Below are 24219 nucleotides of genomic sequence, written 5' to 3'. Positions count from 1 at the left end.
CGAATTTCATGTGGGGGCATAATGAAATACAAGAACAACTACATATCATTGACGGCAAAAAAGCACCGGATCTCGTGATTGTTAACGCTACATATTTGCATTCTATTTTTAAAAAGTGGTTGACCGGGAACATCTGGATCTCGGGAGATAGGATTGTTTACGTCGGGAAAGAAATGCCAGCGATGACAGATAGCGCGGAAATTGTAGATGCAACAGGTAAGATAATCGTTCCTGGCTATATTGAACCGCATGTCCATCCTTTTCAGCTATATAACCCAAGAACATTCGCGGAATACGCGGGCGGTCTTGGAACGACGACGTTTATTGCGGATAATCTTACGCTGTTCATGTCGCTGTCGAATAATACCTCATTTTCACTACTTGACGAATTAAATAAATTGCCGTTTTCATTTTATTGGTGGGCGAGATTTGATTCGCAAACGGTTCTTCAAAATGAGGCAGAGCTTTACAATTTAGCATCGATTAAACAATGGTTAGAACGACCTGAAGTTCTAATGGGTGGCGAATTAACGGGGTGGCCTCGACTCATGGGCGGGGATCCTGCGATGGTGGCTTCTGTACAAGCAGCAAAAAAAGCTAGTAAAAAGATTGAGGGCCATTTACCGGGCGCGTCTGAAAGAACACTTACACGGATGAAACTACTCGGAATCGACGGTGATCACGAAGCGATGACAATCGAAGAGGTTGAAAATAGATTATTGCATGGTTATGCCGTAACGCTTCGTCACTCATCCATTCGTCCGGACCTTCCGAACTTATTAAAGGAAATCGTCGACAAAGAACTGAATGTCTTCGACCATTTAATGATGACGACAGACGGTTCAACCCCATCATTTCATCGTGACGGCGTCATGGATAAATGCATTCGTGCCGCGATAGACTCTGGCGTTCCCCCAATTGATGCGTATTTAATGGCGTCTTATAATGTCGCGCGTTATTACGATATGACGGATCTCCATGGAATTATTGCGACTGGGCGACATGCAACATTAAATTTCTTGACGGACGAACAAAATCCAGTGCCTACAGATGTATTATCGAAAGGTGTTTGGTTGAAACGAGAAGGTGAATGTACAAATGCATTTGCACCCATCGATTGGTCAGTCATTCCGAGTTTTAAACCGGAATTCAATCTAACTGAAGCAGATTTTAGCTTTGACGTATCAATTGGCATTGAAATGGTAAATGATGTAATTACTAAACCATATCAGGTAACGATCGATACCACGGTAGATTGTTTGGATAATAGTCACAATGAGAGTTTTCTAATGTTAATTGATAAAAAAGGGAAATGGCGCGTGAATACGATATTAAAAGGATTCGCGACGCATGTACAAGGATTTGCAACATCCTATTCCAACACAGGAGATATTATTTTGATAGGAAAGGACAAGTCTGCGATGCTTGCTGCATACAATGAAATTAAACGGATAGAAGGCGGGATGGTTCTCACCGAAAATGGACGAGTCCTTTCAACACTTCCACTCCCAATAGGCGGCGGTTTATCGGCGGAACCGATGGAAAAACTGATTGAGCAAGAACTTGAACTTAAATCCGCATTAAAAGAACGCGGCTATCATTTCGCCGATGCAGTGTATACATTTTTATTTTTACAATCAACCCACCTGCCGTATGTTCGAGTTACGCAGGTCGGTGTCTATGACGTAATGAAAAACAAAGTACTCATTCCTGTGACGGAAAGATAGGAGAAAAAGATGAAAAGTAAACAGCGCTTACTCATTTATATTTTACTAGCTATATTACTAGTATCAGCTTGTAGTAAAGACCAAGCCCAGGAACCTGACACGGAGCCGACAGATCCAACTACCAAAGAACCAACCGAGGAGCCAGTTGAAGAACCGGTTTTGTATAAGGCGCCGTTTACGGGTGTCATGTCAGAAGAAGAAAGTTTGCGACGTCCAGTAGCCGTAATGATCAATAATCATCCGCTTGCCAGACCCCAATCCGGATTAAGCGATGCGGATATCGTTTATGAATTAATAACAGAAGGAAATGTCACAAGATTATTAGCTCTATTTCAAAGTGAATTACCTGAACAAATCGGCCCCGTTCGAAGCGCGCGGGATTATTTTATCCATATTGCGAAGGGACTGGATGCATTTTATGTCGCTCATGGATATAGTCCGGATGCACTCGACTTATTAAATTCGGGTTATGTCGACCATGTAAACGGAATGCGTTATGATGGCACTTTATTCAAGCGGTCATCGGATCGAAAGGCCCCGCATAATTCATATATTTCAAATGACAGCATCAAAACAGCTGAAGAAACGACAAACTCTTCAATGGAGATAAATAAAATGCCGTCGCTTTCTTTCCATGAATCTATTGAAAGTGCTAAAATAGGAGATAACGCTACATCTATCGTTGTTCAAAACGGCAAGCATCCAGATTATACGAGTACGTATTCGTACAACGAAGAAAATGGGACATACGATCGAACGGTCAATGGTATAGTAACCATCGATAAAACAAATGACGAACCACTCGCACTTTCAAACGTACTTGTGTTTGAGGCAGAACATCAGACAATCGATAATGAAGGTAGACAAACTATTGATCTTGAGTTAGGTGGCAAGGCTCTTTTATTTCAAGCAGGCATTGTAAAAGAGATTGAATGGGTAAACCTGGACGGCATCTTAACGCCTTTTGAAAACGGTGATCCAGCAAATCTCGTCCCCGGTAAAACATGGATCCATGTCATTAAGACAAACCCAGGGATTGGGACAAATGTTTCGTATAACCTTGGTCAATAATGATCACTAAATAAATACAAAGAAGATCTGATTTAGTGCGCAGTCGTGAAGACTCCCGCGGAATCAGCGCTCACCCGCAGGAAAGCGAACGACGGAGCACTAAATCATGTACAATGACAGAGACTATATTTAACCAGACTTTTTTCAGTACCCTTGGCGAATAGATTGGAAGAGAGGGAAATCGTATGCAACTAAACAAAATACGCGGGCATCAAACAGACCAACTATTTAAAGCAATCCTTGAATTAGAAACAATTGAGGAATGCTATGAGTTTTTTGATGATCTTTGTACAATCAGCGAGATGCAATCACTTTCACAAAGACTTGATGTCGCACAAATGCTAAATATGAAGAAGACGTACGATACGATTCAAAACGACACGGGCGCAAGCACCGCAACAATTTCACGCGTTCGACGTTGCGTTGACTACGGCTCCGGCGGTTACAATAAAATACTAAGTCGTCTTTATCCAATAAACGATGAAGAAAACTAAATAGTGAAACTTGGGCAATCAACCGGGCAGAGAAAGAATCTGTCTGGTTTTTTTGCTATAATAGAAGAACGAACATAAATGGTTAGGTGGTTAATAATGGACATCACTTCATGGCGTCATGCCTTTAAATTAGATCCCGCTAAAACAATAACGAATGAAGAACTTGAACTTCTTGCAGAATCTGGAACAGACGGTATCATCGTCGGCGGAACGGACGGCGTAACGCTTGATAATGTACTGGACTTGCTCGTTCGGATTAGACGTTATTCAGTTCCACTTGCCCTCGAAGTGTCGACTGTAGAATCGGTTACACCAGGGTTCGATTATTATTTCATTCCAACGGTGTTAAACTCTACGAAAACTGAGTGGATTAACGGTATTCATCACGAAGCGCTTCGTGAATATGGCCATATGATGGATTGGGACGAAATCATAACAGAAGGCTACTGCATTTTAAATCCTGACTGCAAAGCTGCGCAGTTGACAGGCGTAACGAAAGTTCCTGATGAGGAAGATATTATTGCTTATGCGCGAATGACGGAACATCTTTTTAAATTACCCGTCTTTTATATGGAATACAGCGGCATGTACGGTGATCCGGAAATCGTCCGGGCGGCAGCACGAATTCTTGAAAACACAAAGTTATTTTACGGCGGCGGCATTCAAAATGCGCGCGATGCCGAGGAAATGGCTCAAATTGCCGACACGGTTATTGTTGGAAACGTGATCTATGAGAATTTCAAACATGCACTATCAACGGTCAAAGCCGTTAAATCAGTTTCCATCACTGAACAATAAGTGTACAATGTAAAGAACAAATGTTCCGAAAGGACGATGTGAAAAATGAAAACAATTGCAGAGAATTTACTGACGGGCATGAACCCCGAACAAATAAAAGCAGTCAAGAAAACAGAAGGTCCGCTACTGATTATGGCGGGTGCCGGTTCGGGAAAGACCCGAGTTTTGACGCACAGAATCGCTTATCTTGTCGTGGAAAAAAGCGTTTATCCATCGAATATTTTAGCGATAACCTTTACCAATAAAGCAGCGCGAGAAATGCGGGAAAGAATTGATAATCTTCTCGGTTCAGGTACAGGTGAACGGATGTGGGTATCGACGTTTCACTCCATGTGTGTGCGTATACTGCGCCGAAACATTGACCAGTTAGGTTATTCGAAATCCTTTTCGATTTTGGATTCAGCTGATCAACTGACTGTTATTAAAAATGTATTAAAAGAACTAAATTTAGACCCGAAACAAAATGACGCGAGAATGTTATTGAATTCAATCAGCAATGCTAAAAACGAATGCATCGATGCAAAAATGTATCGCGAGCAAATGAATAAATTCAATCCGTATGAAAAAACGATTGCAGATGTGTATGACAGCTATTCAAGACGTCTGCGCCAAAATCAGTCGCTCGATTTTGATGACTTGATCATGTTGACGATTGAGTTATTCAAGCGTGTCCCTGATGTTTTGGAGTTTTACCAAAGTAAATTTCAATACATTCACGTAGATGAGTATCAAGATACGAACAATGCGCAGTATCAACTTGTGAACATGCTCGCGGCGAAATTTAATAATTTATGCGTCGTCGGCGACTCCGACCAGTCGATTTATAGATGGCGCGGCGCCGATATCGGGAACATTCTTTCTTTTGAAAAAGACTATAAAGACGCCGAAGTGATAATGCTTGAACAAAACTACCGTTCAACACAACGGGTGTTGCAAGCAGCGAATGACGTCATTTCCAATAACCGGACACGGTATGATAAAAATTTGCATACGGAGAATACAGAAGGCGATCCGATTTATGTGTATAAGGCAAGCGATGAGAAAGATGAATCGCAATTTGTCGTCGGAAAAATTCTTGAATTGCAACAGGAAGAAAATTTAAAACTTGACCAATTTGCCATTTTATACCGAACGAATGCCCAATCACGGGTGATTGAAGAATTTCTCGTTAAATCGAATCTCGATTATACAATTGTCGGCGGCACGAAGTTCTATGATCGAAAAGAGATTAAGGACTTGCTTTCCTATTTGCGATTAATAGCCAATAACGAAGATGATCTTGCACTGGCACGTATTATTAATGAACCGAAACGTGGAATCGGTGCGACTTCATTTGAAAAAATGGCACGTTTTTCATTCATGCATGACCGTTCAATTTTCGACTCTCTACAAGAAGTGGATTTTATGGGCATAACGCCACGTGCAGCGAATGAAGTGGCAAAGTTTCGAGATATGATTCTTGCCTTCAAAAAAATGGCTGAATTTCTACCGGTTTCAGAACTCGTTGAAGAAGTTCTTGATAAATCGGGTTATCGTGAAATGTTGAAAAGCGAAAAATCGATTGAAGCAGAAAGCCGACTTGAAAATATTGAGGAATTTCTGTCTGTTACGAAATCTTTTGAAGAACAATCGGAAGATGAAGATAAATCACTAGTTGCGTTTTTGACAGACTTAGCTTTAATTGCAGATATTGATTCTCTTGATGAAGAAGAGAACAAAAATGCTGAGAAAGTCGTCTTAATGACGATGCACGGAGCGAAAGGTCTTGAATATCCTGTCGTCTTTATTATCGGCATGGAAGAAAACGTATTTCCGCATTCCCGTTCAATGGGGGATGACGAGGAAATGGAAGAAGAAAGACGTCTCGCGTACGTTGGAATCACACGTGCGGAGCAGAAACTTTACTTGACATCGGCGCGTTACCGAACGCTTTACGGACGTGCGAGTTATAATAATCCATCCCGGTTTATCGCGGAAATTTCGGAAGACATTACGGAAGAGTTATCCGAGAAAAGTGCTTTTTCTATCGGAAGCAGCCCGCGAAATCGAATGGGCGCGTCAGCTAGACGTGCTGCTGTAACCAGACCTGCTTATCAAGCAAGCGGCGGCGAGAAAATGGGCTGGAACGTTGGCGATAAAGCGAGCCATAAAGTATGGGGCACAGGCATGGTTGTCAGTGTGAAAGGATCTGCTGACGACATCGAACTTGATATCGCTTTTCCAAATCCAGTCGGCGTTAAACGATTATTAGCCAAATTTGCTCCGATTGAAAAGGTATGAATTGCCAAGGAGGAAACCAAATGAAAGACAAAATTGAACTGGAAAAGCGAGTGGAAGAGCTAAATAGCCTCCTCCATAAATACGGCCATGCTTATTATGTACTCGATAAACCGCTCGTAACTGACGCAGTCTATGATGAGTATTTCGGGGAATTGTTGAAAATCGAAATCGAAAATCCTGATTTAAGGTTCCCGGATTCGCCCACGCAGCGGGTCGGCGGCGAGATTCTTTCGGGTTTCGGAAAAGTGACTCATGAAAACCCGATGCTTAGCTTATCGAATGCATTTAATGAAGACGACTTACGTGATTTCGACCGAAGAGTCCAAGAAGCGACAGGCTCTGAAGTTTCCTATATTTGTGAATTGAAAATCGATGGCCTCGCGATTTCATTGCGCTACGTTGATGGGCGTTTTGTTCAAGGCGCGACCCGGGGCGACGGAACGGTCGGAGAAGATATTACCGCAAACTTAAGAACGATAAGGTCCATTCCGCTTCGTTTGCATGAACCAGTTTCTATCGAAGTTCGGGGCGAAGCGTATATGCCTAAAAAATCTTTCGTGAAATTGAATGAATCCCGGGATGAAGCGGGTGAAGAACCGTTTGCGAATCCTCGAAATGCGGCAGCGGGATCTTTGCGTCAACTTGACACCAAAATTGCTGCTAGCCGAAACCTTGCTATATTTATATACGGGATTGGCGGAGACGGCAGCGAATTCGGCGTTGACAGCCATTCCGACGCACTAAATTATGCGGATGCGCTAGGGTTTGAGACGAATAAAGAAAGACGTCGTTGTAAATCGATTGACGAAGTCATTGCCTATATCGATAAATGGGCTGACGCGAAATCTGATTTGGATTACGACATTGACGGTATCGTGGTGAAGGTGGATTTATTCGAAGACCAAGAACAACTAGGGTTCACAGCGCGCAGTCCAAGATGGGCGACGGCTTTTAAGTTTCCAGCCGAAGAAGTGATAACCAAACTGATCGATGTTGAGCTTAGCGTTGGACGGACAGGCGTTGTGACGCCGACAGCGATTCTTGAGCCCGTTCTCGTCGCCGGATCGACAGTGGGGAGAGCGACACTTCATAATGAAGATTTAATCAAAGAAAAAGATATTCGGATCGGGGATACTGTGATCATCCGGAAAGCGGGTGATATCATTCCGGAAGTTGTCGCGCCTATTGTGGAAAAGCGTTCGGGAGATGAAGTTCCGTTTGAAATGCCGGAAAACTGTCCTGAATGCGATTCTGAATTAGTTCGACTTGAGGAAGAAGTTGCGCTCCGTTGTGTAAACCCGAAATGTCCTGCGCAAATGAAGGAAGCGATTATTCATTTCGTATCAAGGAACGCGATGAATATTGAGGGCATCGGTGAACGGGTCGTTGAACAATTATACCTTGCGGAACTCGTACGCGATGTTTCTGATTTGTATACGTTAACGAGAGAGCAATTGATCGATTTAGAACGGATGGGTGAGAAATCCGTTTCGAATTTATTGACAGCGATTGAGAACTCAAAAGAGAATTCATTGGAAAAAGTATTGTTCGGTCTCGGTATTCGTCATGTCGGGGAAAAGGCGGCGCGAATTCTAGCTGAAGAATTCGGAACGCTCGAGGCGCTGATGAAAGCCGATGCGGAGAAACTGGTGACCATCCATGAAATTGGCGATAAAGTCGCGGAATCGATTACAACTTATTTTGCCAATGAAGATGTGGTCGAAGTCTTGCGAAAACTTGAGCACTACGGGGTTAACTTAACATATAAAGGTCAAAGCAGGCAGGATGTCCCGACTGAAGGGCCTTTTGCCGGTAAAACAGTCGTACTGACGGGGAAGCTTTTTGAAATGACCCGCGGGGAAGCGAAAAAAGAAATTGAAGCGCTTGGTGGAAAAGTAACGGGAAGTGTCAGTAAAAACACGGATCTTGTCGTTGCCGGAGAAGCTGCGGGTTCTAAACTTGTTCGAGCAGAAGAGCTTGAAATCCTAGTTTGGAATGAAGCGCAGCTGATTGAAGCACTCGGTGCAAAGGAGTAAACTTATGAAAAGATTTTTATTAATTCCTGGACTCGTTCTGCTGCTTCTAGTCGGAGGGTGTATCCCATCTCTTGGCGGTGAAGATGAGGAACTAATCCAGGATACTGAGGAAAGTGTTGAAGAAACGGTTATTATTCCTGACGTCCAATTGAAAGATGAATATTACCAAACGCTATTGCCGTTTAAGAAAAGCGCGAGTCGCGGCTTGGTTGCTGAAGACCGTGCCGGAACGAAATATGACATTAAAGAAGTGGAAGAAGGTCTATTGCGCCTTTCCACCCAACATTTTGACCCGAAAGATTATTACTTTCAAGAAGGTCAATATATTGACGAGAAAACCGCCGCGTCATGGGTAAAAAGGAAAGGCGATGGTAAAATAGGCAAGGATGAAGTAGACCCAGGCCTCAATCCAAAACGACCGCCTGAAGGAACATCGGATGCCGATATAGCGAAAACAGCGCCGGATTATCTTTCGCATATCGTTGAACAAAACTATCTGGTCATGACAAAAGATAAAAAGGTAAAGCTTGAAGGCATATCGATCGGTCTTGCGTTAAAGTCGTATTACTACAATGTCAGCGGGCGTGAGATAGCAGAAATACCGGATAAGCAGATTGAAGAACAAGGCATGTTGATGGCAGAAGAAGTTGTCAAACGTCTTCGCGCCCAAGAAGGTCTCGAAAACATTCCGATTGTTGTCGGTCTGTTCAAACAAAACCGTAAATCTGCGATCGTGCCGGGTAACTATTTCGCAACGGCTGTTGCGGATAAAGGAAAAGGCTTGGCAGGTTGGAAACGCATCAATGAGAAATACGTCGTGTTCCCGACACCGACAAATGATGAAAAATATCGTGATACGAATACTTCTTTCAAAAACTTCAAACAAGCGATAGATGATTATTTTCCAAGCTTCGTCAATGTTATCGGGCGAGGGTTCCATAAGGAAGGGAAACTGGACTCTTTAACCATTGAAATTCCGATTCAATTTTATGGAACAAGTGAAACGATTGGTTTTATTCAATACTTGGTCAGTATCATGCCGAAATATCTTCCGAATGTCTATACTGAAGTAAGCATTACATCAATTAATGGACCGGAAGCGTTAATTATCAAAAAACCTGGCGAGGATGAACCGTTCGTTCATATTTATGGCTACTGACCCTGTTTAGTTGAAGCCGACTATTTTTATGTATAAGAAGATTGGTGTTATGATAAAGAGTATGAGTGGATCTAAAGGAGGAATATAAATGACGAAAGTAACAAAAGAAGAATTACTTGCAGTTGCAGATCGTGCAATGCTTGAGTTGACAGATGAAGAAGCAGATGTTTTTACGGAAGATTTAGCGACATTCATCGGATTTGCCGATAAACTAAACGAATTGGATTTGGAAAACGTTGTTCCGATGACACATGCGCTTCAACAAATCAACGTGATGCGAGAAGACGTAGAACGAGACGTTTTGGACCGCGATGAAATGCTGAAAAGCGTGAAAGAACATCAGAACGGCGAGATTAAGGTACCAACAATCCTTTCATAAAAGTACAAGGAGGAAATCCAATGACATTACTTAATAAGACGACGGCGGAACTTCAGTCGCTGTTACATAATAAAGAAATAACCATTAAAGAACTCACTGAAGAAACATTTGCTCGCGTTGCTAAGACGGACGAGAAGGTACAAGCTTTCATTTCTACGAACGAAGAGCAAGCTTTGAAAAGAGCCGAGCAGCTGGATAGCGAACCGGTTGAAAACCGCGGGCCTCTATTCGGATTACCAGTGGGCATCAAAGATAATATTGTTACAAAAGAAGTTACTACAACGGCAGCAAGTCGTATGTTGGAAGATTTCATGCCTGTTTACGATGCAACCGTGGTTGAAAAATTAAAAGATGCAGGGATGGTTTCAATCGGGAAACTGAATCTTGACGAGTTTGCGATGGGTTCGACAACAGAAACATCTGCGTTCAAAACGACGCACAATCCATGGAACCTTGACCATGTCCCTGGTGGTTCGTCAGGCGGTTCCGCGGCAGCAGTTGCAGCGGGTGAAGTTCCTTTTTCATTAGGTACTGATACGGGCGGATCGATTCGCCAACCAGCGGCGTTCTGTGGTGTTGTCGGCATGAAACCGACTTATGGACGAGTATCTCGTTATGGACTTATCGCACTTGCATCTTCATTGGATCAAATCGGACCCATTACGCGCACTGTTGAAGATAATGCACTCCTTTTACAAGCAATCGCTGGACATGATGAAAAGGATTCGTCGTCATCTTCGAAAGAAGTGCCTAATTACAAAGAGCATTTAACAGGCGATATTCGCGGGATGAAAATAGGCGTTCCAAAAGAATACATGGGCGAAGGTGTTAGCGAAGACGCGAAAAATGCTGTACTTGAAGCCCTCAAAGTCCTAGAATCGCTTGGCGCAGAGTGGGAAGAAGTTTCACTTCCGCATACAACATATGCACTCCCAGCGTACTATTTTATTTCTTCCGCTGAAGCATCATCCAATCTTTCCCGATATGACGGGGTACATTTTGGATATCGGTCTGAAAATGCAAAAAACCTCGATGAAATATACAGAAAGTCACGGGCAGAAAGCTTTGGACTTAACGTGAAACGACGTATTTTATTAGGGACGTATACGTTAAGTGCTGGCCATTACGATGACTATTATAAAAAGGCGCAAAAAGCAAGAATGTTAGTGGCGCAAGACTTTGCAAATGTCTTTTCTAAATATGATGTGATTATTAGTGCTGCAGCCCCGACAACAGCTTATAAAATCGACGGGGAACCAGAAGATATCGTCACGAAATATATGGCTGATATTTTGACGACGCCTATAAACCTTGCGGGCGTTCCGGCAATTTCAGTTCCTTGCGGATTTTCAAACGGACTTCCGTTAGGCTTGCAGATCATCGGAAATCACTTCGATGAGGCGACAATTTATAAAGTGGCACATGCGTATGAACAAGCGACCGATTTCCATACACGCACTCCGGCCATATGGGAGGGGAAGTAACATGAATTTTGAAATCATAATCGGACTTGAAGTTCACGTCGAATTAAAAACAAACACGAAAATATTTTCTTCTGCACCATCCCATTTCGGGGCAGAACCGAATAAAAACATTCACGTAACCGACTTGGCCTATCCTGGCGTCATGCCTGTATTGAATAAATCGGTCGTCGATTTTGGCATGAAAGCGGCAATGGCACTGAATTGTGATATTGCAGACGTGATGCATTTCGATCGCAAGCATTATTTTTACCCGGATAATCCGAAAGCCTACCAGATTTCTCAAGAAGATCGTCCTATCGGCGTAGGCGGTTACGTGGAAATTGAAGTGGATGGCAAAAAGAAAAAAATCAGATTGAACCGTATCCATCTTGAAGAAGACGCGGGTAAACTGACGCATACAGATCACGGATATTCACTCGTCGATTTGAACAGACAAGGAACACCGCTTATTGAAATCGTTTCTGAAGCGGATATTCGATCGGCAGATGAGGCGTACGCTTTTCTTGAAAAGTTAAAAGCAATTATCGAATACACAGGCGTGTCAGATTGCCGCATGGAGGAAGGTTCACTTCGTTGTGACGCTAACATTTCGTTACGTCCAGTCGGCCAAAAAGAATTTGGCACGAAGACGGAATTGAAAAACTTGAACTCCTTTAACTTCGTTCGAAGAGGAATTATTAACGAAGTGGAACGTCAAAAGAAAATCTTGCTATCGGGCGGCGTAATTGAACAAGAAACACGTCGTTATGATGAGTCAACTGGCGAAACCGTTCTAATGCGTATCAAAGGTTCAGCGGATGATTACCGTTTCATCAATGATCCCGACTTACCGGAAGTGCATATCGATGAGGACTGGAAAGCTCGTATTCGCGCTGAAATTCCAGAACTTCCGGATGCGCGTAAAGAACGTTATATCAATGAACTCGACCTTCCTGCGTATGATGCAATGGTTTTAACATTGACGAAAGAAATGTCCGACTTCTATGAAGCGACAGTTGAAGCTGGTGCAGATCCGAAATTGGCTTCTAACTGGCTAATGGGCGAAGTGTCGGCATATCTGAATGCTGAACAAAAAGAACTTGCAGAAACGAAACTGACGCCTGAAGGACTCACGAGCATGATCAAGCTCATAAAAGACGGAACGATTTCTACGAAAATCGCGAAGAAAGTCTTTAAGGAATTGATTGAAAAAGGCGGTATCGCTGACGATATCGTGAAGGCGAAAGGGCTTGTCCAAATTTCGGATGAAGGCACGCTTCGCACGATGGTCGCCGAAACGCTAGCTGCAAATCCTCAATCAATCGTCGATTATAAAGACGGAAAAGGCCGCGCACTCGGCTTCCTGGTAGGACAAATAATGAAGGCATCAAAAGGACAAGCGAATCCGCAACTTGTCAATAAAATCCTTCTTGAGGAAATCGAGAAACATTAATTACAACCAGACGTCCTATGAACTAGTCGTTCATAGGACGTTTTTTAGTTTTCAACCTTGCCAGCCGAACCGTTGAAGTTGATTCGGACTTGCGGAAAACGTACAATTGATGGAAAGGAGTGATTGTCCAATGAAAACTGAAAAACAATACTTCGATGAAGCAATTTCACTCAAAACGTATATGGATCAAATGGAAAGTCACAAAGAAAATTCACAGCGTATTTATGAGCAATTCGAATGCCCGAAAGACGATGAATTTATTGAACTCTTGAAGACTGTAAAACCCGAAATTCTAGTCATTACAGAGGATTGGTGCGGGGACGCAATGATGAACAATGCGATTCTTCGAAAGATTGCCGAGGCAGCGGATTTGGATGTGCGCGCAGTCTATCGGGACGAGGATACATCGTTAATCGATCGGCATTTAACGAATGGCGGCCGATCTATTCCGAAGTATTTACTGCTTGGAAACGATGGAGAAGTCGCAGCAAAATGGGGTCCGCGCGCAGAACAATTGCAAGACTATGTTTTAAAACTCAAAGAGTCATTGCCTTCAGAGGATGCACCTGATTATAATGAAAAACAAAAAGAATTTATTTCGCGAATTACTGCAGAATACACGACGAAACCTGAATATTGGCTAGCTGTTTACGAAGATATTCGTAAAACTTTCTTACCAGTATTACAAAACGTGTAAACAATACCTTAAATGTATAGAAAGAAAGGGAATACTCGGATGAAACGTGCCCGTATTATATATAATCCAACATCTGGTCGCGAGGTCTTTCGAAAACATCTCGGTGATGTGCTCGAACAACTTGAAATCGCAGGTTATGAAGCTTCCTGTCATGCAACGACTGGAGAAGGCGATGCAACAGAGGCGGCCAAAGTAGCAGTAGAACGAGGCTTCGACCTTATTATTTGTGCAGGTGGCGATGGGACGCTAAACGAAGTTGTGGCAGGTGTGAGCCCATTTGAAAAACGTCCCAAAATCGGACTCATTCCAATGGGAACAACAAACGACTTTTCGCGCGCCTTGCGAATTCCGCGCGATATTGGCGGTGCACTCGAGGTCATTCTAAAGGGAGATACAATTCCCGTTGACGTCGGGTTGATGAATGACCGCCATTTTATAAATATTGCCGGCGGCGGAAGAATGACTGAACTTACGTATGATGTACCGAGCCGTTTGAAAACTGTACTCGGTCAGCTGGCCTATTATTTAAAAGGCATTGAAATGCTGCCATCGATTAAATCTTCTCATGTAAGAATTGAATATGACGGGGAAGTCTTTGACGATGAAGCGATGATGTTTCTTGTTGGATTAACAAACTCGGTCGGCGGCTTCGAAAAACTTGCGCCTGATTCAAGTTTGAATGACGGTAAATTTACATTGCTTATTTTAAAGAAATGTAATATTGCCGAATTTATTCGCATCGTTTCTCTTGCTATACGCGGAGAACATATTGATGACCCGCTCGTTATATCGAGCAAAGCGGAAAAAATCGTCGTCACATCATCAGAAGAGGTTCTTCTTAATTTGGACGGGGAATATGGTGGGTTATTACCAGCGACATTTAACAACCTATACCGCCACGTAGAAATGTTTGCGCCATTAGAAGAATTAAGAGAACAGGATTTAGTATAAACGCAAAAAAGTTGTATGCACAGTCAATGATTGACTTGCATACAACTTTTTTATGTTAAAAAATTAATCGCTTCGTCTTGATTTCCTGCAAGTTCGGGAATTTGATCGACAGGAACAAATCGATGACAAAATGTCATGCCCTCGTCTTTTCCATCCCCTTTGACAATATATTCCCATTTTTCATCGTTGTCGCCGATGTAAGACAGATGGAAAATTGTGCGTTCATAAATCTTGTTTTTATGTTCGGGAAAGTACTTATTTTTTATGACTTTGCCCTTCAGCTCGAGGTTTTCGCGCGTAATTCCAGTTTCCTCTTCGATTTCACGGTATAACGCGTCGATGATCAATTCATCGCTCTCGATTGTCCCGCCTGGAACTTGAATGCCGGCTTCGGGGTTGTCTTTTTGTTGAAAAACGAGAATTTCCCAATCCGGTTCTTCGCCTCTCGTAATGTAAGCTAGTACTTTTCTTCTGGTTTTCATTTGTCTTCACCTCTTGGGCTTATTCTTCCATTATACCTAAGATTCATACTATTCACAAGTGTTTGTTGCTGAATTGTCAAATTTTAGACATGGAAGTTTCACTATTTGCAATTAATAATGGCGTAAAGAAAGCGTATAGCGGGTATAAGATATAGGGAAGAATGATATTGAAAGGTCGTGCCTGGATGTATAAAAAACATGAAAAACGTTTGATTTGGCTTGTGTTCATTATCGCAGGAATTATGCTCCTCTCAATCGTCGGTCGAATTTTTGGGAGTTAAAGGAGGTTACTTGATTGGGAAATGAAGAAGCTGTATTTTTTTCGCGCGTTTTAACAGAAACCACATTATCATTCCACATTATATACGCCACAATCGGTGTAGGCGTACCGTTAATGATTATGATTGCCCAATGGGTCGGCATAAAAAAAAATGATGAGCATTACATTTTGCTGGCAAGGCGATGGGCGAGAGGATTCATCATTACCGTCGCGGTCGGAGTTGTAACCGGAACGGCAATTGGTTTGCAGTTGTCGTTATTGTGGCCGAATTTCATGGAGCTTGCAGGAAATGTCATCGCGCTTCCGTTGTTTATGGAAACGTTCGCGTTCTTTTTTGAAGCAATTTTCCTCGGTATCTATTTATACACCTGGGATCGGTTTGAAAACCAGAAAAAACATTTGCTTTTGCTTATTCCAGTTGCAATCGGCGCATCATTTTCAGCTGTATTTATCACGATGGTAAACGCATTTATGAACGCGCCGCGTGGATTTGACATCGTGAATGGGGAATTAATCAATATTAACCCGCTTATCGCCATGTTTAACCCGGCGATGCCGACGAAAGTGGCACATGTTGTTGTGACAGCTTATATGACGGCAGCTTTCGTCCTAGCGGCAATCGCGGCTTTCCGCTTATTAAAAGGCTCCAATCATGAATATCACAAAAAGGCTCTTTATCTAACGATGAAAATCGGACTGATCTTTGCAATCGCGACAGCCGTCATCGGGGATTTCTCCGGGAAGTATTTAGCTGAATACCAGCCTGAAAAACTTGCCGCGGCTGAATGGCATTTTGAAACAGAGGGAAATGCGCCACTTATCTTATACGGTGTCCTTGATGATGGAGAAGTGAAGTATGCGATTAAGATTCCGTATGCATTAAGTATTCTCGCCCATAGCGTACCGTCAGCAGAAGTGATCGGGCTTGACCAGTTTCCGGAAGATGAAATTCCACCGCTCTACATCCATTACTTATTCGACATCATGGTGACCATCGGCATGTGGATGGTGTTGTTAGCGGCCGTATTCTGGATCGGCACGAAACGACGTTGGAAAATGGTCACGACAAAATGGTTCCGTTGGCTAATCGTACTCGGCGGACCGTTATCGATCATCGCGATTGAAGCGGGTTGGTGGCTGGCCGAAGTCGGTCGACAGCCGTGGGTTCTTCGCAGAATCATGCGCACGCAAGATGCTGCGACAACAAGTGCCCATGTAGATACGATGCTTATCTTGTTCTGTTTGCTGTATCTCATACTCGGCGTCGGAAGCGTTGTCGTCTTAAGAAGGATGTTCCGAAAAAATCCAGTAGAACAAGAAATCGAAGACCGGAATATGGAGAAGGGCGGTGACATGCGATGAGCTTAGAGATAATCGGCATATCGGTCCTGTGGACATTTCTGTTCGGTTATATACTAATCGGCGCGATAGACTTCGGTGCAGGGTTCTTTAATGCTTATAGTTTGCTCACCGGCAAGAAACATATTTTAACAAATATCATTCAACGCTATTTATCTCCGGTGTGGGAAGTGACGAATGTGTTTCTCGTCTTCTTCTTCGTCGGGATCATCGGATTCTTTCCGAAAACAGCCTTTTATTACGGCACGACGTTATTAGTTCCAGTTAGTATCGGGATTATTTTACTCGCGATTCGGGGTTCGTATTATGCGTTTGAAACGTATGGGTCGCGCGGACATAAGGGTTATTCGTTTATGTACGGACTTAGCGGAATATTGCTTCCCGCATCGTTGTCAATCGTCCTGACGATTTCAGAAGGTGGTTTCGTCGAGATGGTGGACGGGAATCCCGTGCTCGATTATTGGTTATTGTTCACGAGTCGATTGACTTGGTCCATCGTCGTCCTGAGCATTGCGGCGACACTCTATATTTCCGCCGTATTTTTAACGTGGTATGCCAATAAAGCGCGTTACTTCGAAGCCGCAGCACTCTTGCGGAAATACGCGCTCATTTGGGCATTGCCGACAATCATTACGGCAGGCGGAATTATTTTCGAATTAAGAAACCATAACCCAGAACATTACGCCAATATCCAAAACTTTTGGCCGATGTTTCTAATCTCATTTTTCATGTTCATCGGGACCGTCTGGCTATTATGGAGACGTCGTAATTATGGGCTGGCGTTCATCTTGTTGGCAGGGCAATTCATATTTGCCTTCTTCGGATACGGCGCCTCCCATTACCCGTATTTGCTCTACCCGTACTTGACGATTTACGACAGCTTCACGAATCCGGCGATGGCAATATCATTGATTGTCGTGTTCATACTGGGACTCGGATTGTTGATCCCGTCCTTGTACTTGCTCATGAGGTTGTTCTTGTTCGATAAAGACTATGTCCGTGGTAAAAGTAAGCATCATGTGTAAAGGGGAGGATTTGGTGTGAATAGTTTTTTGATGTTTTATGCCCCGTTTATTGTGCTCATCGGCGCGCTTGTTCTTGCATTTGTTGTGGCGCCGATGGACGATGCGGTGAGGCGGCAGATTGATGAGGAAGAATAAGTAAGGGGCAGACGTCGTTATGGCGTCTGTTTTTTTATCGTGGGTAAAGTAGCGATATATATCGCGATACCTCATCTACGTGTTAAACTATAGGCATATGAATTTTGGAGGAATAGTAATGTCTTTTACTGTAAATAAAAATGATCGCCTCAACGTCTATGTGGAAGATTTAACACATGATGGATCGGGTGTAGCAAAAGTGGAAGGATACCCGCTTTTCATCCCCGGTGCGCTTCCAGGTGAAGAGGCTGAAATACAAGTGATGAAAACGATGAAACGGTACGGTTTCGCGAAGTTGCTAAACGTGACAAAAGAGTCGCCAGACCGCGTTATACCACCTTGCCATGTGTTTTGGGAATGCGGCGGTTGCCAATTACAGCATTTATCATACGAAGCACAGCTACTGCAGAAACAAAAAACGGTACGCGATGTCATGGAGCGCATCGGAAAAATTCCACATGTGCCCGTACATCCAGTAAAAGGAATGGACGACCCATGGCGCTATCGCAATAAATCCCAAATACCATTCAGTGAACGAAACGGGGAAGTAGTTTCGGGTTTTTACCGATCGCGAACCCATCATATCGTCGACACGGATGTCTGCATTATTCAAGGCGAAGAAGCAGATGAAATCATGTCCACATTGAAACATGAAATGCACAGCATGGGGATTGAAGCATACGACGAACGAACAAACCGCGGCATGCTGCGCCACCTGATTGTTCGGAAAGCACGTGCAACGGGCGAATTAATGGTCGTTCTCGTGACACGTTCGAAGAAGTTTCCTCAAAAGGATGCTGCTATTGAACTCATTAAACGCGTCGTTCCCGATGTGACATCCATTATGCAGAACGTCAACAGCGAAAAAACGAACGTCATTTTTGGGAATAAAACCTTTTTACTCTACGGAAAACCATTCATCGTTGATACAATTGGTGATATCAAATTCGAAATATCCGCACGTTCATTTTACCAAGTGAATTCAGAGCAAACGGAAGTGTTGTACGAGCAAGCACTCGAGTACGCACAGCTCACAGGAACTGAGTCTGTCATCGATGCCTATTGCGGTATCGGCTCAATTTCACTGTTCCTCGCGCAAAATGCAAAAGAAGTATACGGCGTCGAAATCGTTCCGCAAGCAATTGAAGACGCCAAGCGCAATGCTGAATTGAACGGCATCGACAACGCTCACTTTGAGGCGGGTCCAGCTGAAGAGGTAATTCCGAAGTGGTACGCTGAAGGTAAACGATTTGACGTGCTTGTCGTCGATCCTCCGCGTAAAGGCTGCGACGAGAAATTGTTGGATACGATCTTGGAATATAAACCGAAACGTATTGTTTATGTGTCTTGTGATCCAGCGACATTGGCGCGGGATTTACGTATTTTAGAAGATGGCGGGTATCGTACTCAGGAAGTACAGCCGGTGGATATGTTTCCGCAAAGTAGTCATATCGAAGTTGTGACTTGGTTGGAGTTGGATTTGTCACGTTAAAATAAACACTTATTACGAATAATAAACTCTTACGATTTTCATCCCGTTTCCGTTAAAATAAACTTTTATTATTTCCGAATATACTCCAATAAAATCCCGGGTTTGATCCAATACAACTCGGGGTTTTTCTATGTGGAAAGCCACAGAATTCTGTTAGAACCCCAGCAGCAATCCAATAGAACTCCGGGTATCAACTCTGCTAGAATCCTTGCTACGCTTGACTCCACCCCTACAATCCAATAAGTAATTCAATAAGAATCCAATCGTTTTATTCGAAAATCTAAACCATCCAATATTTCTTTTTCTATCTTTCCTCCAAACTCTTTTCTCCATTATTTCTTCTCTCCATTATCGTAAGACTTTATTTTAACACCCAAAAAAACATGAAAAAACACGTGAAAAACAAGGGGAAAACGGCAATTATTTTCACGAAAAGTGATGAAAAAGGGAATTTATCGTAAGACTTTATTTTAACAGGAAATGAAGAATGGCGTAGTGGCGGGGTCGGAATAATTGAAGATCATTTTAACAGTACATAGTAGAGAGAAAAATTTAGTTTGGTTTGTAATATTTCATCCATAAAGTGGGGTATGGGAGAGAAGAAGAGAGATAAAAAAATGAATATTGATTTAGAATTGCCGTTAAAATATTTTGAATATATGGTAAAATGTATGTAGGTTTGCAAGATTTATGTATTAGAGTTCCTAAACTTAGGGGTTGCTAAAAGCAGTTCTTTTTTCATGAAAACAGCTAGTTTTTAAAGGGATTTACGCTTTTTGGAATTACTATATAAAATAGGTAATGGGGTGTGAAAATGAAATTTAGAAGAGCGATAATAGATGATGCAGCAGGTATTGCAAAAGTTCACGTGGATAGTTGGAGAACAACTTATAATGGCATTATCCCAAATGACTTTTTAAACAAATTAACTTATGAACAACGTACAGAACTGTGGAAGGCGAATATTGCAAGAGAAGAAAATTATGTTGTTATTGCAGAAAACAATGAAGCTCAAATTATAGGTTTTGCAGATGCTTGGAAGAGAGAAAACAACGTAGTGGAAAACTCAGGTGATCTGACTTCAATTTACCTACTTGAAGAATATCAAGGAAAAGGAATCGGAAAAAGGTTGTTTAAAGAACTTTTTAAGCATTTTAAAAAAATGGATTATGAAAAAGTATTTGTGGAGGTCCTTGAGGATAACAAAACCCGGTATTTTTATGAATATTATGGTGCGAAATTAGTTAAAATAGTTCAGATTAAAATTGGTGGAAAAATCTTAAATGAACTAATTTATGAATGGAACAATGTTGACGAAGTTTTGGACAAAATATAGTTCGGCTCTGATAAACTTATAAATTATTTATTAGACGGGGGAATAGTATATGGATTTAGTTTATGCTAATTTTAATTCGATTCCTGATAACAAGATAATGGAGGGCATTATAAAACTACATTATAGCATTTTTGGTGATTCTGATAGTTTAGTTAACCAAATGAAAAGTAAACCCCAAATGCTAATAGATGTTGCAATGGAAGGGGAAAAAGTGATTGCATATAAGATTGGATATGCACTTGATAATGCTAAGTTTTATAGTTGGTTAGGTGGAGTGGATGCCGATTATAGAAATTATGGTGTCGCTTCTAAATTGATGGATAAACAGCATCAACATTTAATAATGAATGGATATAAGATTGTTCAAACCAAAACAATGAATAAATGGCGTAGTATGCTAATCTTGAATATTAAAAATGGCTTCGATGTCATCGGTACTTATAACGAAGATAATGGAGAAACAAAAATTATTCTCGAAAAGAAGCTATTCAACTAAAGGGCAGTTAAGTTAATGAAAGTATTTGTTACGGAAATCAAGAATTAAAATAGCAATCAAGAGAAAAAAGGTCGGGTGTTTATGATAAGTATGCGAATAATGACGGGGGCTTATCTTTTTAATGATAATAAACTTTTGATGCTGAAACGTTCAACAGAAAGAGCATTAGCCTCTAATTTATGGACTGGAATTGGCGGACATGTGGAAGCCAATGAACACAATAGTCCTGAAGAGTCTTGTTTAAGAGAGATTTTAGAAGAGACGGGTATAAGGCGTAATGAAATAGAGCGTCTTAAACTCCGTTATATATTAATACGAAGAAGCAAAAATGAGATTCGTCAACATTATATTTATTTTGGAAATACATCAATGGAATGGTCTTGTTTGATTGATTAACCTTATTAAAGCTAACCGGGGCTTTCGTGAAGGGTCATGGGGCTGCTAAGGCAACTCTTCTTTCTGGTTGAACTAACGTGTATTTAGTGGAAGAAGGAATTTCATTAAAAAGGTAGAACAATAAAGGTGGATGGAATATGGGGTATTGGATACATACGCTTCTTCATTTTGTAGTAGGTGGTAGTATCATATATTTGCTTTGCAACAAAGACTTCGAATCAAAAATGAAACGTTGTGTGCTGATTCTATTTGGTGGGCTGGCTGGTATTTCACCAGATTTCACAAAATACTTTGGAGATATATTAGGTCATTCTGTTTTGAGTGCACCAGTGTTTGGATTATTATTTGGGATTGGTTATTTTGCAATGCAAAAGGAAATATCATTTATGAAAGCATGGTTTATGTTCACCCTTACTGTGTTAATTGGGCATCTCTTTATTGATTACATTGGGAATGGTGTTGCTTTATTTTATCCAATGATACAAAAAGAATTTGGTTTCAGTATCGTGGGAAGTAATGATAGTTTTATTTTATTTACACTTCTTATTACTATAATTATTGGGATTTTTTATCGGAAAGGAAAATTGGTTGTATTAACGGGAATACTTGTTGTGTCCTTATATCTTGGGGGCTTATCATTTTCAAAGATTCAACTCCAACAGACATTAGAAAAACAATATGAGAATGATAATATTAATCTTCTATTAACTTTTCCAAGTCATCGTTTCTTAAATTGGGAGTTCATGGTGAAAACAGATAAATCCAATATCAGCGGATATTCACCAATCTTGGGTGGTGAAATTAAAGTTTATCGGGAGAAAATAAATAAATGAATCGGAAGGAGAAACCTCTAAGTAAAATAAAGTAGTGGGAATGCGTGGAAAATTGTTAAAACTGGGCTTGGAAATGACTAAATTGAAGTTTCGGGGATAAACGAATATACTTGTATACATAAAAAAGGGCTGCTCAATATTAAGTGAAAATATGAACAGCCCTTTCATTATGATGATTAATCCCACTAACCTTGTTTAGGCATCAAGGTTTTATCTAATTTGATTTTTCTTATCATGGGGTTGTCCTTTGAATAGACCTGAATAATCGCTGTTGTCCAATTAGCTTTTTCATCGTGCTGACGTAAGCCAAATACCCAAAGGTTGAGTTTCTCTAATGTTTTAATTTGCTCATCTAATGTATTTTCCAAGTCGAATCTTTGCCCTATTTCAACCATACTCCAAATATCAATTACATCGGCAACATTTGTTAAAAAGGATTGCACTTCCTCTATTTTCTCTTTTGTTTCGCAGTCATGGTAATCGAAACCATATTGGTGTGAGTCTGCAATAATTCGTACAAGGTTTCTTCCATCTTCAATTCTTTGAAGGAACTGCAATGATTCTTGCTTTTTAGTTTCATTAGTTTCATCCCCGTCTACAGATCCTTCAGATAAAGTGGGGCTTTCAAGTTCTTGCAATGTGGTATCAAGTGCATTCAAAACTGAAAGTAAAGTTGCACTTTCAACATTTTTTCCTGCTTCTAACCTTCCAATAGTTCGTACATTTACCCCTGAAATTTCCGATAACTGCTCTTGTGTCCAAAGTTTTACGTTTCTCAGTTCCTTGATTTTTAATCCAACTTGTTTTTGCATTTTTTCGTCCTCCTTAACTATTATGATTACATTATATAATGAGAAACAGAAGGTTGTAAGGTCTACAAGAGGACAATTACAGGACAACATTAGGACAGTGATGAGGATTGCTATAACGAGGAGATTACAAAGGTTCAGAAGGAATGGCAACAACTTCCTAAAATATTTTATGAAGTGATATTGATCTGACGTGCAAAATACGGAGGGGTTAAGATGGAGTCTTTTTTGTAATAAACTATCATTGAAGTATTAATAAACATCGCAAATTCCCGTAAAATGATAATGTCTTGAAAATTACATCCGGAATCTTTGGCTGAAAGTACAATTCCTTTTAGTTTTTATATTGTTCTCTTTCAAAATCATCTTCTAGCTCTCCTGTTACTGCGTTGAACATTAAATAAATCATATTTTCCTTGGCATGATCCCAACCGATAACCATCACAATTGGAACGTTTTTTTGCAGGTCTTTAGTGAAACCAAAATTATATCCCTTAGCAAAAGTGTCTCCTGGATATATTTTGGTTATTTTTTGTGCCCTTTTTAGTAATTCAGGTGTATCATACTTAAATTCTTCAACTTTAGAAGTAAAATGACTTTTAGGCATAGCGTCCATTTCATTAGGAACATGTACTTTATCTAGTACCTTTCCGTCTCGGATAGTTACTAGATAATAGTCTGTTTCACCCGGTATACCAAATTCGATGTTCCAGTGCTTTCTTCTGCCTTCCATTCCTGTTGGAGCTTTATCCCTGTCAACACTAGTTCCACTAAATAACATTGCTTCTTTACTCCATTTAAGTGCTTCTTCATGGGCAATTTCAAGTGCTTCTTTTAATGTTAAGCCCATTTCTATGTCAGGGAGAAAAGCAACTTCGGATTTTATGTTCGAATCCATCGTTTCTTGGTTCGTACTTTGTTGACAACTAACTAAAAATACACAAATGAAGAGAAGTAAAAGATTTTTTTTCATTAATTCCTCTCTCCAAGGGACAGTATAAAAACGATTAACATCTTTTTCATTTCTTCAATACACCTCTTTGCGACTTTATCGAATTGATTGTATTG

Annotated in this window: 23 protein-coding genes; 20 read left to right on the top strand and 3 right to left on the bottom strand. The window is 41.3% G+C overall.

Annotated elements, in window-relative coordinates; genetic code table 11:
* The first annotated feature begins 8 nt into the window (after nt 1–8).
* From JSQ81_RS09115 to JSQ81_RS09060, 12 genes are all read left to right on the top strand, one after another.
* Nucleotides 9–1727 (top strand): adenine deaminase C-terminal domain-containing protein, encoded by a 1719-nt coding sequence (locus JSQ81_RS09115; RefSeq protein WP_212607311.1) that lies wholly within the window; start codon nt 9–11, stop codon nt 1725–1727.
* A gap of 9 nt (nt 1728–1736) precedes the next feature.
* A complete protein-coding gene (locus tag JSQ81_RS09110; RefSeq protein ID WP_212607310.1) occupies nt 1737–2798 on the top strand; it encodes a DUF3048 domain-containing protein in 1062 nt (353 codons plus the stop codon).
* Between the two features lie 185 nt (nt 2799–2983).
* Nucleotides 2984–3292 (top strand): YerC/YecD family TrpR-related protein, encoded by a 309-nt coding sequence (locus JSQ81_RS09105; RefSeq protein WP_212607309.1) that lies wholly within the window; start codon nt 2984–2986, stop codon nt 3290–3292.
* Nucleotides 3293–3388: 96 nt separating this feature from the next.
* The gene (locus tag JSQ81_RS09100; RefSeq protein WP_212607308.1) at nt 3389–4090 is read left to right on the top strand and encodes a heptaprenylglyceryl phosphate synthase; all 702 of its coding nucleotides are present in this window, start codon (nt 3389–3391) and stop codon (nt 4088–4090) included.
* Nucleotides 4091–4135: 45 nt separating this feature from the next.
* Complete coding sequence (pcrA, locus tag JSQ81_RS09095; RefSeq protein WP_212607307.1) at nt 4136–6370, top strand: DNA helicase PcrA; 2235 nt, start codon at nt 4136–4138, stop codon at nt 6368–6370.
* A gap of 20 nt (nt 6371–6390) precedes the next feature.
* Complete coding sequence (gene ligA, locus JSQ81_RS09090) at nt 6391–8406, top strand: NAD-dependent DNA ligase LigA (RefSeq protein ID WP_212607306.1); 2016 nt, start codon at nt 6391–6393, stop codon at nt 8404–8406.
* A gap of 4 nt (nt 8407–8410) precedes the next feature.
* Entirely contained in the window at nt 8411–9565 is a 1155-nt protein-coding gene (locus JSQ81_RS09085) for a CamS family sex pheromone protein (protein WP_212607305.1), read from the top strand.
* An 88-nt stretch (nt 9566–9653) separates the two neighbouring features.
* On the top strand, nt 9654–9944 hold the full coding sequence (gene gatC / locus JSQ81_RS09080; RefSeq protein WP_212607304.1) for an Asp-tRNA(Asn)/Glu-tRNA(Gln) amidotransferase subunit GatC: 291 nt from the start codon (nt 9654–9656) through the stop codon (nt 9942–9944).
* 20 nt (nt 9945–9964) lie between these two features.
* Nucleotides 9965–11428 carry an Asp-tRNA(Asn)/Glu-tRNA(Gln) amidotransferase subunit GatA gene (gene gatA, locus JSQ81_RS09075; protein WP_212607303.1) on the top strand — a complete coding sequence of 488 codons (1464 nt, stop codon included), beginning with the start codon at nt 9965–9967 and terminating at the stop codon, nt 11426–11428.
* 1 nt (nt 11429) lies between these two features.
* The gene (gatB, locus tag JSQ81_RS09070) at nt 11430–12860 is read left to right on the top strand and encodes an Asp-tRNA(Asn)/Glu-tRNA(Gln) amidotransferase subunit GatB (RefSeq protein ID WP_212607302.1); all 1431 of its coding nucleotides are present in this window, start codon (nt 11430–11432) and stop codon (nt 12858–12860) included.
* Between the two features lie 130 nt (nt 12861–12990).
* Nucleotides 12991–13557 (top strand): thioredoxin family protein, encoded by a 567-nt coding sequence (locus JSQ81_RS09065; RefSeq protein ID WP_212607301.1) that lies wholly within the window; start codon nt 12991–12993, stop codon nt 13555–13557.
* A gap of 39 nt (nt 13558–13596) precedes the next feature.
* Nucleotides 13597–14508, top strand: coding sequence for a diacylglycerol kinase (locus tag JSQ81_RS09060; protein ID WP_212607300.1), 912 nt, complete (start codon nt 13597–13599; stop codon nt 14506–14508).
* 50 nt (nt 14509–14558) lie between these two features.
* On the opposite strand, the gene JSQ81_RS09055 is transcribed toward JSQ81_RS09060, so the two are convergent.
* The gene (locus JSQ81_RS09055) at nt 14559–14990 is read right to left on the bottom strand and encodes an NUDIX hydrolase (protein ID WP_212607299.1); all 432 of its coding nucleotides are present in this window, start codon (nt 14988–14990) and stop codon (nt 14559–14561) included.
* Between the two features lie 295 nt (nt 14991–15285).
* Here JSQ81_RS09055 and JSQ81_RS09050 point away from each other — a divergent pair, with 295 nt between their 5' ends.
* From JSQ81_RS09050 to JSQ81_RS09020, 8 genes are all read left to right on the top strand, one after another.
* On the top strand, nt 15286–16632 hold the full coding sequence (locus JSQ81_RS09050) for a cytochrome ubiquinol oxidase subunit I (RefSeq protein ID WP_212607298.1): 1347 nt from the start codon (nt 15286–15288) through the stop codon (nt 16630–16632).
* A complete protein-coding gene (locus tag JSQ81_RS09045) occupies nt 16629–17654 on the top strand; it encodes a cytochrome d ubiquinol oxidase subunit II (protein WP_212607297.1) in 1026 nt (341 codons plus the stop codon). The genes JSQ81_RS09050 and JSQ81_RS09045 overlap by 4 nt, the downstream gene beginning before the upstream one ends.
* 15 nt (nt 17655–17669) lie before the next feature.
* Complete coding sequence (locus JSQ81_RS20215; protein WP_371812529.1) at nt 17670–17789, top strand: cytochrome bd oxidase small subunit CydS family protein; 120 nt, start codon at nt 17670–17672, stop codon at nt 17787–17789.
* 118 nt (nt 17790–17907) lie between these two features.
* Nucleotides 17908–19281, top strand: a complete 1374-nt coding sequence (rlmD, locus tag JSQ81_RS09040; protein WP_212607296.1) for a 23S rRNA (uracil(1939)-C(5))-methyltransferase RlmD — start codon at nt 17908–17910, stop codon at nt 19279–19281.
* An 814-nt stretch (nt 19282–20095) separates the two neighbouring features.
* A complete protein-coding gene (locus JSQ81_RS09035; RefSeq protein WP_212607295.1) occupies nt 20096–20617 on the top strand; it encodes a GNAT family N-acetyltransferase in 522 nt (173 codons plus the stop codon).
* Between the two features lie 49 nt (nt 20618–20666).
* Entirely contained in the window at nt 20667–21113 is a 447-nt protein-coding gene (locus tag JSQ81_RS09030; RefSeq protein WP_212607294.1) for a GNAT family N-acetyltransferase, read from the top strand.
* Nucleotides 21114–21194: 81 nt separating this feature from the next.
* Entirely contained in the window at nt 21195–21509 is a 315-nt protein-coding gene (locus JSQ81_RS09025; protein ID WP_212607293.1) for an NUDIX hydrolase, read from the top strand.
* A gap of 137 nt (nt 21510–21646) precedes the next feature.
* The gene (locus JSQ81_RS09020) at nt 21647–22342 is read left to right on the top strand and encodes a metal-dependent hydrolase (protein ID WP_212607292.1); all 696 of its coding nucleotides are present in this window, start codon (nt 21647–21649) and stop codon (nt 22340–22342) included.
* A gap of 185 nt (nt 22343–22527) precedes the next feature.
* Here JSQ81_RS09020 and JSQ81_RS09015 read toward each other — a convergent pair whose 3' ends face one another.
* Both JSQ81_RS09015 and JSQ81_RS09010 read right to left on the bottom strand, forming a co-directional pair.
* Nucleotides 22528–23154 (bottom strand): helix-turn-helix transcriptional regulator, encoded by a 627-nt coding sequence (locus JSQ81_RS09015; protein WP_212607291.1) that lies wholly within the window; start codon nt 23152–23154, stop codon nt 22528–22530.
* A gap of 331 nt (nt 23155–23485) precedes the next feature.
* On the bottom strand, nt 23486–24124 hold the full coding sequence (locus tag JSQ81_RS09010) for a hypothetical protein (RefSeq protein ID WP_212607290.1): 639 nt from the start codon (nt 24122–24124) through the stop codon (nt 23486–23488).
* Nucleotides 24125–24219: the final 95 nt, after the last annotated feature.

This window comes from Sporosarcina sp. Marseille-Q4063 (genome assembly GCF_018309085.1).
Taxonomy (GTDB): Bacteria; Bacillota; Bacilli; order Bacillales_A; family Planococcaceae; genus Sporosarcina.
Note: the sequence above shows the minus strand (reverse complement) of the source record. Positions and strands in the feature narration are given on the sequence as shown.

Excerpts from the sequence above, each read along its gene's own strand:
- JSQ81_RS09115 (WP_212607311.1), top strand. The coding sequence starts at position 9 with ATGTGGGGGCATAATGAAATACAAGAACAACTACATATCATTGACGGC.
- JSQ81_RS09110 (WP_212607310.1), top strand. The coding sequence starts at position 1,737 with ATGAAAAGTAAACAGCGCTTACTCATTTATATTTTACTAGCTATATTA.
- JSQ81_RS09105 (WP_212607309.1), top strand. The coding sequence starts at position 2,984 with ATGCAACTAAACAAAATACGCGGGCATCAAACAGACCAACTATTTAAA.
- JSQ81_RS09100 (WP_212607308.1), top strand. The coding sequence starts at position 3,389 with ATGGACATCACTTCATGGCGTCATGCCTTTAAATTAGATCCCGCTAAA.
- pcrA (WP_212607307.1), top strand. The coding sequence starts at position 4,136 with ATGAAAACAATTGCAGAGAATTTACTGACGGGCATGAACCCCGAACAA.
- ligA (WP_212607306.1), top strand. The coding sequence starts at position 6,391 with ATGAAAGACAAAATTGAACTGGAAAAGCGAGTGGAAGAGCTAAATAGC.
- JSQ81_RS09085 (WP_212607305.1), top strand. The coding sequence starts at position 8,411 with ATGAAAAGATTTTTATTAATTCCTGGACTCGTTCTGCTGCTTCTAGTC.
- gatC (WP_212607304.1), top strand. The coding sequence starts at position 9,654 with ATGACGAAAGTAACAAAAGAAGAATTACTTGCAGTTGCAGATCGTGCA.
- gatA (WP_212607303.1), top strand. The coding sequence starts at position 9,965 with ATGACATTACTTAATAAGACGACGGCGGAACTTCAGTCGCTGTTACAT.
- gatB (WP_212607302.1), top strand. The coding sequence starts at position 11,430 with ATGAATTTTGAAATCATAATCGGACTTGAAGTTCACGTCGAATTAAAA.
- JSQ81_RS09065 (WP_212607301.1), top strand. The coding sequence starts at position 12,991 with ATGAAAACTGAAAAACAATACTTCGATGAAGCAATTTCACTCAAAACG.
- JSQ81_RS09060 (WP_212607300.1), top strand. The coding sequence starts at position 13,597 with ATGAAACGTGCCCGTATTATATATAATCCAACATCTGGTCGCGAGGTC.
- JSQ81_RS09055 (WP_212607299.1), bottom strand. The coding sequence starts at position 14,990 with ATGAAAACCAGAAGAAAAGTACTAGCTTACATTACGAGAGGCGAAGAA.
- JSQ81_RS09045 (WP_212607297.1), top strand. The coding sequence starts at position 16,629 with ATGAGCTTAGAGATAATCGGCATATCGGTCCTGTGGACATTTCTGTTC.
- rlmD (WP_212607296.1), top strand. The coding sequence starts at position 17,908 with ATGTCTTTTACTGTAAATAAAAATGATCGCCTCAACGTCTATGTGGAA.
- JSQ81_RS09035 (WP_212607295.1), top strand. The coding sequence starts at position 20,096 with ATGAAATTTAGAAGAGCGATAATAGATGATGCAGCAGGTATTGCAAAA.
- JSQ81_RS09030 (WP_212607294.1), top strand. The coding sequence starts at position 20,667 with ATGGATTTAGTTTATGCTAATTTTAATTCGATTCCTGATAACAAGATA.
- JSQ81_RS09025 (WP_212607293.1), top strand. The coding sequence starts at position 21,195 with ATGATAAGTATGCGAATAATGACGGGGGCTTATCTTTTTAATGATAAT.
- JSQ81_RS09020 (WP_212607292.1), top strand. The coding sequence starts at position 21,647 with ATGGGGTATTGGATACATACGCTTCTTCATTTTGTAGTAGGTGGTAGT.
- JSQ81_RS09015 (WP_212607291.1), bottom strand. The coding sequence starts at position 23,154 with ATGCAAAAACAAGTTGGATTAAAAATCAAGGAACTGAGAAACGTAAAA.
- JSQ81_RS09010 (WP_212607290.1), bottom strand. The coding sequence starts at position 24,124 with ATGAAAAAAAATCTTTTACTTCTCTTCATTTGTGTATTTTTAGTTAGT.